Source organism: Streptomyces sp. rh34 (genome assembly GCF_002551245.1).
Classification (GTDB): domain Bacteria; phylum Actinomycetota; class Actinomycetes; order Streptomycetales; family Streptomycetaceae; genus Streptomyces.
In genome coordinates, this window is sequence record NZ_NTGZ01000231.1 from 1 (window position 1) to 11,591 (window position 11,591).

The 11,591-nt window shown below is 73.3% G+C and carries 9 protein-coding genes; 7 read left to right on the top strand and 2 right to left on the bottom strand.

The window, feature by feature from the left end; all coding sequences use genetic code 11:
• The first annotated feature begins 328 nt into the window (after positions 1 to 328).
• The 7 genes from CR470_RS29800 (at position 329) to CR470_RS29830 (ending at position 10,050) form a co-directional block, all read left to right on the top strand.
• Entirely contained in the window at positions 329 to 1,162 is an 834-nt protein-coding gene (locus tag CR470_RS29800) for a M55 family metallopeptidase (RefSeq protein ID WP_097870600.1), read from the top strand.
• Positions 1,155 to 2,498, top strand: coding sequence for a M20/M25/M40 family metallo-hydrolase (locus CR470_RS29805; RefSeq protein ID WP_097870601.1), 1,344 nt, complete (start codon positions 1,155 to 1,157; stop codon positions 2,496 to 2,498). The genes CR470_RS29800 and CR470_RS29805 overlap by 8 nt, the downstream gene beginning before the upstream one ends.
• 51 nt (positions 2,499 to 2,549) lie before the next feature.
• Complete coding sequence (locus CR470_RS29810; RefSeq protein ID WP_097870602.1) at positions 2,550 to 4,565, top strand: S9 family peptidase; 2,016 nt, start codon at positions 2,550 to 2,552, stop codon at positions 4,563 to 4,565.
• On the top strand, positions 4,562 to 5,524 hold the full coding sequence (locus tag CR470_RS29815) for a S66 peptidase family protein (RefSeq protein WP_097870603.1): 963 nt from the start codon (positions 4,562 to 4,564) through the stop codon (positions 5,522 to 5,524). Before CR470_RS29810 ends, CR470_RS29815 begins: the two co-directional genes overlap by 4 nt.
• Positions 5,525 to 5,763: 239 nt before the next feature.
• Positions 5,764 to 7,521: a CocE/NonD family hydrolase gene (locus tag CR470_RS29820; RefSeq protein ID WP_097870604.1), complete on the top strand. Its 1,758-nt coding sequence runs from the start codon at positions 5,764 to 5,766 to the stop codon at positions 7,519 to 7,521.
• Between the two features lie 137 nt (positions 7,522 to 7,658).
• On the top strand, positions 7,659 to 7,898 hold the full coding sequence (locus CR470_RS29825) for a LapA family protein (RefSeq protein WP_097870605.1): 240 nt from the start codon (positions 7,659 to 7,661) through the stop codon (positions 7,896 to 7,898).
• Positions 7,899 to 8,064: 166 nt separating this feature from the next.
• Complete coding sequence (locus tag CR470_RS29830) at positions 8,065 to 10,050, top strand: DUF5107 domain-containing protein (RefSeq protein WP_097870606.1); 1,986 nt, start codon at positions 8,065 to 8,067, stop codon at positions 10,048 to 10,050.
• Between the two features lie 22 nt (positions 10,051 to 10,072).
• Here CR470_RS29830 and CR470_RS29835 read toward each other — a convergent pair whose 3' ends face one another.
• A complete protein-coding gene (locus CR470_RS29835) occupies positions 10,073 to 10,426 on the bottom strand; it encodes a VOC family protein (RefSeq protein ID WP_097870607.1) in 354 nt (117 codons plus the stop codon).
• A gap of 98 nt (positions 10,427 to 10,524) precedes the next feature.
• A complete protein-coding gene (locus CR470_RS29840; protein ID WP_097870608.1) occupies positions 10,525 to 11,334 on the bottom strand; it encodes a class I SAM-dependent methyltransferase in 810 nt (269 codons plus the stop codon).
• Positions 11,335 to 11,591: the final 257 nt, after the last annotated feature.

The window sequence follows — 11,591 nt, forward strand, 5'->3', positions numbered from 1 at the left end:
AGATGTGTATAAGAGACAGCGGCGGTACAGCGGCCGTACGGGGGCGGGCACGTGGGGGGAGTTCACGGGGGGGCGGCTCCTGGCTGTCTGCCCGGCGCGGATGTGCGCGGGGCTTCTCCCCCGGGATGCTAGGAAGCGCCGCACCCGGGGGAGAAGCCCCGCGCACATTGCGTTCATAGTGTTCGCCCCGGGCGCCCGGAGAGGGCCATCGGCAGGAGGAGCGACGGGGGCGAGGACGGGACCACTGGAGGGACCTTCGGCGGACTGGACCTCTGACGGGCCGCCCCTCCCTGGCCCGCGCCGCTCACGGCGCGTACGGTGTGGCGGCATGAAGATCCTCATCAGCGCGGACATGGAAGGCGCCACCGGAGTGACCTGGCCGGCCGACGTGCTGCCGGGGACGCCGCAGTGGGAGCGCTGCCGGTCGATGTTCACCTCGGACGTGAACGCGGCCGCGCTCGGCTTCCTGGACGGCGGCGCCGACGAGGTCCTGGTCAACGAGGCCCACTGGTCGATGCGCAACCTGCTGCTGGAGCACCTGGACGAACGGGTCCAGATGCTCACCGGCAAGCACAAGTCGCTGTCCATGGTGGAAGGCATCCAGCACGGCGACGTGGACGCGGTGGCCTTCGTCGGCTACCACACCGGAGCCGGTACGGAGGGCGTCCTCGCCCACACCTACCTCGCCAACTCCATCACCGGCGTCTGGCTGAACGGCGTCCGCGCGAGCGAGGGGCTGCTCAACGCGCACGTCGCCGCCGAGTACGGCGTGCCCGTGGTGCTCGTCACCGGAGACGACCTGACCTGCGTGGACGCCCAGGGATACGCCCCCGACGCCCGGAAGGTCGCCGTCAAGGACTACGTGTCCCGCTACGCCGCGGTGTGCCGCACCCCCGCCCGTACCGCCGCCGACATCAGGGCGGCGGCGAAGACGGCCTGCGCCCTCGCGGGCCGGCGGGAGCCCGTCACCGGGCCCTCGTTCACCGTGGAGCTGGAGTTCGACGCCGAACATCTGGCGGCCGCGGCGACCGTGGTCCCCGGCGTGGCTCCGAGCGGGGAGAGGCGCGTGGCGTACACCAGCGCGACGATGTACGAAGGAATTCGCACGTTCAAGGCGGTGACGACGATCGTGTCGGCCGCTGTGGAGGAACAGTATGGCTGACGTCCCCGACCTGCTCGGACCCGTAGACCGGCAGGCCCTCGACGAGGTGGTGACGTTCACCTCCGAACTCATCCGCATCGACACCACCAACCGGGGCGGCGGCGACTGCCGTGAGCGTCCGGCCGCCGAGTACGTCGCGGAGCGGCTCGCCGACGCCGGAATCGAGCCGACGCTGCTGGAGCGGACCCCCGGCCGGACCAACGTGGTCGCCCGGATCCCCGGCACCGACCCGTCGGCCGACGCGCTGCTCGTCCACGGCCACCTCGACGTGGTGCCCGCCGAGCCCGCCGACTGGAGCGTGCACCCCTTCTCCGGCGAGGTGAGCGACGGGGTCGTGTGGGGGAGGGGCGCCGTCGACATGAAGAACATGGACGCGATGGTCCTCTCCGTCGTACGGGGCTGGGCCCGCGAGGGCTTCCGTCCCCGGCGCGACATCGTCATCGCGTACACCGCCGACGAGGAGGACAGCGCCGCCGACGGCTCCGGCTTCCTCGCCGACCAGCACCCGGAACTGTTCGAGGGCTGCACGGAGGGCATCAGCGAGTCGGGTGCCTTCACCTTCCACGCGGGCGACGGTCTCTCGCTGTACCCGATCGCGGCGGGCGAGCGCGGCACCGGCTGGCTGAAGCTGACCGCCGAGGGCCGGGCCGGGCACGGCTCCAAGGTCAACCGGGAGAACGCGGTGAGCACCCTGGCCGCCGCCGTCGCCCGGATCGGCGAGCACGAGTGGCCCATCCGCCTCACCCCGACCGTCCGGGCCGCGATCACCGAGATCGCCGCCCTGCACGGCATCACCGCCGATCTGGACGAGCCCGGCTTCGACGTCGCCCAGCTCCTCGGCAAGCTCGGCCCGGCCGCGTCCCTGGTCGAGAACACCGTCCGCAACAGCAGCAACCCGACGATGCTGGACGCCGGTTACAAGGTCAACGTCATCCCCGGCCACGCCGCCGCCTTCATCGACGGGCGCATGGTCCCCGGCGGCGACGACGAGTTCCACGCGACCCTGGACCGGCTCACCGGCCCTTCGGTGTCCTGGGAGTTCTACCACCGCGAGACGGCCCTGGAGGCCCCCGTGGACTCCCCCACGTACGCCAAACTGCGCGCCGCCGTCGAGCGGTTCGACCCGGACGCGCACACCGTCCCGTACTGCATGTCGGGCGGCACCGACGCCAAGCAGTTCTCCCGCCTCGGCATCACCGGCTACGGCTTCACCCCGCTGAAGCTGCCCGTCGGCTTCGACTACCAGCGGCTCTTCCACGGCGTCGACGAGCGCGTCCCCGTCGACGCCCTCCACTTCGGCGTCCGCGTGCTCGACCACTACCTGCGCACTGCCTGACCGCCTGACCGCCTGCCGACCCGATCCGCGCCCCGGGGGGGACCGACCTACGTGAACACCGTGCCAGCAGCCCCGTACGGAACCTGGCCGTCGCCGGTCGACGCGGCACTCGCCGCCTCGCACGACGGCCGCCCCGACCACCTCGGCACCATCGGGGACGAGGTGTGGTGGACCGAGCCGCGCCCCGCCGAGGGCGGCCGGCGCGCGCTGATGCGCCGCCGCGCCGACGGCACCACCGCCCCCGTGCTGCCCGCCCCCTGGAACACCCGCAGCCGGGTGATCGAGTACGGCGGGCAGCCCTGGGCCGGCGCCCTGCGCGAGGACGGCGAACTCCTCGTGGTGTTCGTCCACTTCACCGACCAGCGGCTGTACGCCTACGCCCCCGACGGGCCCGGCGAGCCGTGGCCGCTCACCCCCGTCTCGGACGTCGGCGGCGGGCTGCGCTGGGTGGACCCGCAGGTGCGGCCGGAACACGGCGCGACGGGCGAAGTCTGGTGCGTGCTGGAGGAGTTCACCGGGCCAGCGCCCACCGACGTGCGACGCGTCGTCGCCGCCGTACCGCTCGACGGCTCGGCGGCCGACGACCGCGCGGCGGTCCGTGAACTCTCCGACGACCGGCACCGGTTCGTCACCGGACCCAAGGTCTCCCACGACGGGCGGCGGGCGGCCTGGATCGCCTGGGACCACCCCCGGATGCCGTGGGACGGCACGGTGGTCATGCTGGCGGACATCGACGACACAGGTGGCTTCACCGGCGTACGGCCCCTCGTCGGCGACCTCGACGAATCGGTCTGCCAGGTGGAGTGGGACCGCGACGGCAGCCTCCTGTTCGTCTCGGACCTCGCCGACTGGTGGGAGCTCCAGCGCATCCGCCCCGACGCGCCTGCGGGCGGCGCGGTCCCCAGCAGCCGCCTCCTGCCGCCCCGGGGCGAGGAGTTCGGCGGGGCGCTCTGGAAGATCGGGCTGCGCTGGTTCCATCCGCTGGACAACGGGCTGATCGCCGTCCTGCACGGCAGGGGCGACATGCGGCTCGGCGTCCTCGACCCGGAGACCGGCGAACTCGCCGACGTGCCGGGCCCCTGGACCGCCTGGGCCGACACGCTCGCCGTCCACGGCAGCCGGGTCGTCGGCGTCGCGGCCGGCCCCCGCGGCGGCCCCGAGGTCGTCGAGCTGGACACCGCGACCGGGCACACCCGCGTCATCGGCGCACCCCACCACGACGCGGTCGACCCCGCGTACTACCCGGTGCCCGAGGACCGCACCTTCGCCGGTCCCGACGGCCGCGAGATCCACGCCCACATCTACCCGCCGCACAGCCCCGACCGCACCGGCCCCGAGGGCGAGAAGCCCCCGTACGTCGTCTGGGCACACGGCGGGCCCACCGGCCACGCCCCGCTCGTCCTCGACCTGGAGATCGCCTACTTCACCTCGCGCGGCATCGGCGTGGCCGAGGTCAACTACGGCGGCTCCACCGGCTACGGCCGCGGCTACCGCGAACTCCTGCGCGGCCAGTGGGGCGTGGTCGACGTGGCCGACTGCGCGGCCGTCGCCTCGGCCCTGGTCGAGGAGGGCGCCGCCGACCCGGACAAGCTCGCCATCCGGGGCGGCAGCGCGGGCGGCTGGACCACCGCCGCATCGCTGACCAGCACGGACCTCTACGCCTGCGGGACGATCCTCTACCCGATCCTGGATCTCGAAGGGTGGGCCACGGACGAGACCCACGACTTCGAGTCGCAGTACCTGGAGTCCCTCGTCGGCCCGTTCGCCGAGGTGCCCGAGCGCTACCGGGAACGCTCGCCGCTCCACCGGACCGACCGGCTGAACACCCCCTTCCTGCTGCTCCAGGGCCTGGACGACGTGATCTGCCCGCCCGCCCAGAGCGAGCGGTTCCTCGCCGCCCTCGCCGGCCGGGGCGTCGCCCACGCCTATATCGCCTTCGAGGGGGAGGGGCACGGATTCCGCCGCGTGGACACACTGGTCCGCGCACTGGAGGCCGAACTCTCCCTCTACGCTCAGACGTTCGGCATCGAGCGTCCCGACGTACCGCCCCTGGAGCTGGCCACGTGACCCGCGAGGACCACGGCTTTCCGGGGCCCCTCGCCCGGCCGCCCCGGCTGCGCCCCGGCTCCCGGGTCGCCGTCGTCGCGCCCAGCGGACCCGTCCCCGCCGACCGGCTGGAGGAGGGCCTCGCCGTCCTGCGCGACTGGGGCCTCGAACCCGTCGTCGGTGCCCATGTCCTCACCGCACACCCGGAGTTGGACTACCTCGCCGGGTCGGACGCGGGCCGCGCGGAGGACCTTCAGCAGGCGTGGTGCGACCCGTCCGTGGAGGCCGTGCTGTGCGCCCGGGGCGGCTACGGCGCGCACCGGATGGTCGACCTGGTCGACTGGGCGGCGGTCCGGGCCGCCGGGCCCAAGGCGTTCGTCGGCTACAGCGACATCACGGTGCTGCACGAGGCGTTCGCTCTGCGGGCCGGGTTCGCGACCCTGCACGGGCCGATGGTCGCCACCGACACGTTCCTCGGGGACGCGGCGACCCGTGAGCACCTGCGCGCCACGCTCTTCGCGCCGGAGACCGTGACCACCCTCGGCCTGGAGTCGGCCGGGGCGCTGGTCCCCGGCCGGGCGCGGGGCGTCCTGTACGGCGGTTGCGTCAGCCTGCTCGCCGCCGGAACCGGCGCCCCGGGCGGCCGGGCCCACGCCCGGGGCGGACTGCTGGTGATCGAGGACACCGGGGAGGAGCCCTATCGGCTGGACGGCATCCTCACCCGGCTCCTGCGGACCGGAGCCCTGGACGGAGTCGCTGGGGTGGCCTGCGGCTCCTGGCAGGAGTGCGGCCCGTACGAGAAGATCCGCGCCGTGCTCGCCGACCGGCTCGGTCCGCTGGGCATACCCGTGGTCGAGGAGCTGGGCTTTGGTCACGGTCCGACCGCGCTGACGATTCCCCTGGGCGTGCCCGCGGTGCTCGACGCACCGGCGGACGGCGGACGTTGCACGCTGACCGTCGAGGCCCCCGCCCTGTACTGACCCGCCCTCCTCCTCGGCCGTCCAGCCCCGCCCGTATCCGCGTCCCGCGCCCGTGCCGTTGTCCGCACGGCCGCCCGGATGTGTGTGTTCGCGCGGGGAACGTGAACATCCGTCAAGTACCGCTGACCGATACGTTGACACGGCTTCGAGCGGTGTCACAGCATGGGCGCGACCCAATACTTACCGGTCGGTAAGGTGTCCTCGGTGTGGAGGTCTTCGTGTCAGGTGCTGTTTCCAGAGTGCGCGGCCCGCTCGTGGCGGTCGCCGGGGCGGCCCTCGTCGCCCCCCTCGTCCTCGCCGGCCCGGCCCACGCCGATGCCGATCCGTACACCGTCACCCCGCTGACGTTCACCGTCGAGGCGGGCGACCGCACCTGCACGGTGGACGCCGACCTCTACCGGCCCGCCGGGGCCGACGCGGACAGCCCCGCCCCCGCCGTCCTCGCCACCAACGGCTTCGGCGGCAGCAAGTCCGACGGCTCCACCGACGCCATCGGCAGGGCCTTCGCCGAGCGCGGCTACGTCGGACTCGTCTACTCGGGCCTCGGCTTCGGCAGGTCCGGCTGCCTGATCACCCTCGACGACCCCGCCATCGACGGCCGGGCCGCGAGCGAACTCCTCGACTTCCTCGGGGGAGTTCGCGCGGCCGACGACGGGACCAAGGCCGACTTCGTCACCAGGGACGCCGACGGCGACCCGCGGGTCGGCATGATCGGCGGCTCCTACGGAGGCGCGATCCAACTGGCGACCGCCGCCGTCGACCCCCGGGTCGACGCCCTCGTCCCGCTGATCACCTGGAACGACCTCGGCTACGCGCTGGCCCCCAACAACACCGGGGCGCGCACCGGCGTCACCAGCGACACCCCCGGCGTCTTCAAGTGGCAGTGGACCAACGGCTTCTATCTGATCGGTGAGGGCCAGCCGCTGCTCCACCCGAGCCTGGACCCCTCCCGCGTCAACGGACTGGACTGCCTGCACTTCGCCACCCGTGCCTGCGAGACGATCCGGCTGCTCAACTCCGGCCGCTACCCCGCCGACCGGACCGAGGAGATGCTCGCCTACGCGCGCAGCGTCTCGCCCGTCTCCTACCTCGACCGGGTCAAGGCCCCCACGCTCATCGTCCAGGGCCAGGCCGACAGCCTGTTCAACCTCAACGAGGCCACCGCCACCTACCGGACGCTCAAGGAGCAGGGCACCGAGACGAAGATGATCTGGCAGGCCTGGGGGCACAGCGGCGGCCAGGTCCCCGGCGAACTCGACCTGAGTCAGGGCAATCTGGAGACCAGCCATGTCGGACAACGGGTACTGGCCTGGTTCGACCGCTACCTCCACCGGAAGGCGGACACCGACACCGGACCCGCCTTCTCCTACTACCGGGACTGGCGGAGCGGCTACGGCTCCGCCGCCGACGTGCCCGCCCTCTCGCAGTCCCTGTACCTCTCCGGCGACGGCAAACTCGTCGACAACCGCTCCAAGGTGGCGCGCGGCAGCCGCCAGTACACCAACTGGCTCGTGCCGACGAGCCACTCCGAGAGCTCCATCGCCCCGCTGATCGGACTGCCCGACCCCGAGCCGTACGACACCAGGGGCACCTACCTCGGCTGGCGCAGCGAGCCCCTCACGGAGCCCCTCGACGTCGTCGGCGCGCCGAAGGCCACCCTGAAGGTCGTCTCGCCGAAGACGGAACGGGTCCAGAACAGCGGCGACGCCTCCGACAAGCTCGTCCTGTTCGCCAAGGTCTACGACGTCGCGCCGGACGGCGGCCGTACGCTGGTGAACCGGCTCGTCTCCCCGGTCCGGGTCCCCGACGTCACCCGGCCCTTCACGGTGGAGCTGCCCGGCATCGTCCACCGGTACGCGAAGGGGCACCGCCTGGAGTTCGTGATCGCCGCCAGCGACACCGCCTACTTCGGCAACCGGGGCGTCAAGCCCGTCACCGTCGTCCACGCCCCCGAGGACACCGGCGTACTGGAACTCCCGGTGGTCCCCGCCGGCTGACGCCCGCCGCCCCGTTCACCCGAACGGCCGTACACCACCGCCCCCCGGACCCGGCAGCCCGACATGCTGGGGTCCCGGGGGCGGTCGCGTGCACGACGGCGGGCCGGACGGCGAGAAGCGAGCGGAAGGGCCTGCCCATGAGCCCCAAGGACGTATCGAGCGGCAGCGGGCGCGGCACGGGGTGGCTCACTCCGGGGCGCGTCGTGGTCGCCGTGCTGGTCGTGCTCGTCATCGTGTTCATCTGCGTGAACACGAACAAGGTCACCATCCGGGTGCTGATCCCCGAGGTGACGATGCCCCTGTGGTTCGCGCTGCTGGCCATGTTCCTGATCGGCCTCGGCTGCGGCGGCTACCTCTTCCGCCGAAAGGGCAAGTGACCAAGGCCCCGCCCCGACCCTTCTGCGGGCCCCGGACCGCGGCGGCGGGGCCGGGCGCGGGGAAGTCCGACCGACGGGGCTCTGGTCCCCGCGGCCACCTGCGTGTTCCATGGTCACCGGGGGCGCCCGGACCTGCGGCGGCCCGCCGCGACGGAACGAGGGTGCCTTGGCCACGACCGTACGACGTGCCGTACTGAACCTGCCCGCAGCGCCGCTCGGGGCGGAGAACCCGCTCCCGCCGCTGCGGACGCCCGCCCCGCCGCCCGCGCTCGATCCCCGTGAACGGGCGGACCTGCCCCACGACATGGCCCGGCAACTGGGCCACCGGCCGCTGCGCACCGTGCTGCCCGCCCGGCTGCTCGACGGTTACGGGCGTGAGCGCACCCCCACCGACATCGACGCCGTCGTCATCGAGAACACCCGGCTGCGCGTCACCGTGCTGCCCGGCCTCGGCGGCCGGATCCACTCCCTGCACCACAAACCCACCGGCCGCGAGCTGCTCCACCGCAACCCGGTCCTCCAGCCCGCCGCCTTCGCCCTCAACGGGGCCTGGTTCTCCGGTGGGATCGAGTGGAACATCGGCGCCACCGGCCATACGGCCCTGTCCTGCGCGCCCCTCCACGCCGCGCTCGTGCCCGCCCCCGACGGCGGGACGATGGTCCGGCTCTGGGAATGGGAGCGACTGCGCGACCTGCCTTTCCAGGTGGACCTCTGGCTTCCCGACGGCTCCGACTTCCTGCACGTCGGCGTACGGATACGCAACCCGCACGAACTGCCCGCACCGGTCTACTGGTGGTCCAACATCGCCGTCCCGGAGACCCCGGACACCCGCGTACTGGTCCCGGCCGGCGAGGCCTGGCACTTCGGCTACGACCACACCCTCACCCGGGTCGGCGTCCCGGAGGCGGGCGGCCTCGACCACACCTATCCGCTGCGCTCCGAGTACCCCGCCGACCACTTCTACGAGCTGCCCGACGGTGCCCGGCGCTGGATCGCCGCGCTCGACGAGGACGGCCACGGGCTCGCCCAGACCTCCACCGACCTGCTGCGCGGCCGCAAGCTGTTCCGCTGGGGCCACGGGAGGGGCGGCCGCCGCTGGCAGGAGTGGCTGAACGGGCCCGGGGGCGGCGGCTACGCGGAGATCCAGGCCGGTCTTGCCCGCACCCAGCTGGAGCACGTCCCGCTGGAGGCGGGCGCCGCGTTCAGCTGGCTGGAGTCCTACGGTCCGCTGTCCGCCGACCCGGCCGCCGTGCACGGCCAGGACTGGGCCGCCGCCACCGAGGAGGCCGCCGCGCGGCTGGAGGAGGCCCTCCCGCGCGGCGCGGTGGAGGAGGCGTACGCGGCCTGGCTGCCGCACGCCGACGCCGAACCGGGCGAGGTGCTCGCCGTCGGCTCCGGCTGGGGTGCGCTGGAGGTGCTGCGGGGCGGCCACCGGCTGCCCGGCACCCCGTTCCCCGCCGGCGCCCTCGGAGCCCAGCAGGCCCCCTGGCGGGAGTTGCTGGAGCACGGCACCCTGCCGAAGCCGGCCCCGAACGGCATACCCGGGCCGACACCGGTCTCGCCGCCCTGGCGCGACATGCTGGAGACCGCCGACGCCGACCCGCACACCGAATACCACCTCGGCATCGCGCAGTGGCACGCGGACGACCGGGCCCAGGCCGTCCGCAGCTGGGAACGCGGCCTGGAGTGCGGCCCCGTGCCGCGCTGGCCGCTGCTGCGCTGCCTCGCCGTCGCCGCCGAGGAGAGCGGCAGACCGGACCACGCCGCCGAACTGTACGCCGAGGCCTTCGCGGACCTCGACGCTCCGGGAACGGGGGACCTCACGGCGTCGGAGGAGGGCACCGCCCTCCTCGTCGCCCTGGCCCGCGAGACCGTCGAGGCGCACCTGTCCGCCGGACGGCCAGGGGCGGCCCGGACACTGCTGGCCGGGCTGCCGGGGGCGATCCGTGAGCGTGGACGCTTCCGGCTGCTCCTCGCCCGGATCCTGCTCGCCGAGGGCGACACCGGGGCGGCCCGGGAGATCTTCGACGCCGGATTCGAGGTCGCCGACCTGCGCGAGGGAGCCGGAATCCTCGGCGAACTGTGGGCGTCCGTCAGCGACGAGCCGCTGCCGGACGCCTATGACTTCCGCATGCGCCCGCCCCAGGAGTGATCAACGCGCCCCGGGCGGCCGGTCAGACGGTGACGTTGCGGTCCACGTACTCGAAGACCGAGCCGTCCGGGTGCAGCGCGATGAGGTTACGCCCGGCCGGGGTCGGCACCGGCCCCGCGATGACCCGCGCACCCGCCCTGGTCAGCGCCGCGCTCGCCTCGTCGACGTCCTTGACGGCGATGGTCGCGCCCACCTTGCGCAGCACCTCCAGCTCCGACTCGGGCCCGCTCATCAACAGAAAGCAGCCGATCGCGGCCACCGACACCCCACCGCGCTCGAAGCGCAGGGCCGACGTGCCCGTCAGCCCCTCGTAGAAGGCCACCGAGGCCTCCAGGTCGTCGACGCAGATACGCAGCGTGGTTCCGAGGATCTCCATGCGTACGAGGGTAGTTGGCGGCCGCTGCCGGTGTGATCGATTCCGGGCGGGCCGGACCTCCTCATCACCTCACCTCGCGCCGCCGGTCCCTCCTGCCCTCACACCCGGCAGAGCACCTCGCCGTGCGGGACCATGAACCAGCCGTCACCCTCCTCGCCCCAGGAGCGCCATGCCCCGGCGATGGCGGTGAGCTGCTCCGCGCTCGCGTGCCCGCCCCGGACGGCCAGCTCGGCGTAGACCGAGTCCGTCGTGCGGTCCGCCCACAGGCCGCTCCACCATGCGCGGCTCTCCGGGGTGGCGAAACACCAGGCGGCCGCGGTGGGGGTGATGTCGGTGAACCCGGCCCGCCGCGCCCAGGAGAGGAGCCTGCGCCCGGCGTCGGGCTCGCCGCCGTTGCCGCGGGCCACCCGGCCGTACACCTCCTGCCACTCCCCGAGACCGGGAGTCTGGGGGTACCAGGTCATCGCCGCGTAGTCGCTGTCGCGCGCCGCGACCACGCCGCCGGGGCGGCAGACGCGCCGCATCTCGCGCAGCGCCTGGACCGGGTCGCCCACGTGCTGGAGCACCTGGTGGGCGTGGACCACGTCGAACGAGTCGTCCGGGTAGTCCAGGGCGTGGACATCGGCCACCGCGAACTCGACGTTCTCCAGGCCTCGTTCGGCCGCCACCGCGGCGGCCTGGCCGAGAATGTCGTCGGCGGTGTCCACCGCGGTGACACGGCCCGGCGCGACCAGTGCGGCCAGATCGGCGGTGATGGTTCCGGGGCCGCAGCCGACGTCCAGCACGGCCAGGCCGGGGCGGAGTTCGTCGAGGAGGTATGCCGCCGAGTTGACGGCGGTCCGCCAGCGGTGCGAGCGCAGAACCGACTCGTGGTGGCCGTGCGTGTACACGGCGGTCTCCTTCGGCATGGCGTTGCGTCCTCTCCCGAAAACCTCGCGCCGACGGGCGCGGCGACAGAACCACCGTACGCCGTGATGTCGGATGGTGAGATACGTGTCTTGCCATGCGGGACGGCTGGTCTGCGGTCAGACCGGCATCGGGCAGTAGACGGTCAGCGCCTCCGGCAGCTTGTCGACCGTCAGTTCCGTTCCGGAGTGCGCCACTTCACCGTCGTACGCGTACGGAGTCCCCGGCGCGAGGCCGCCGATCCGCACCCGCCTCCGCC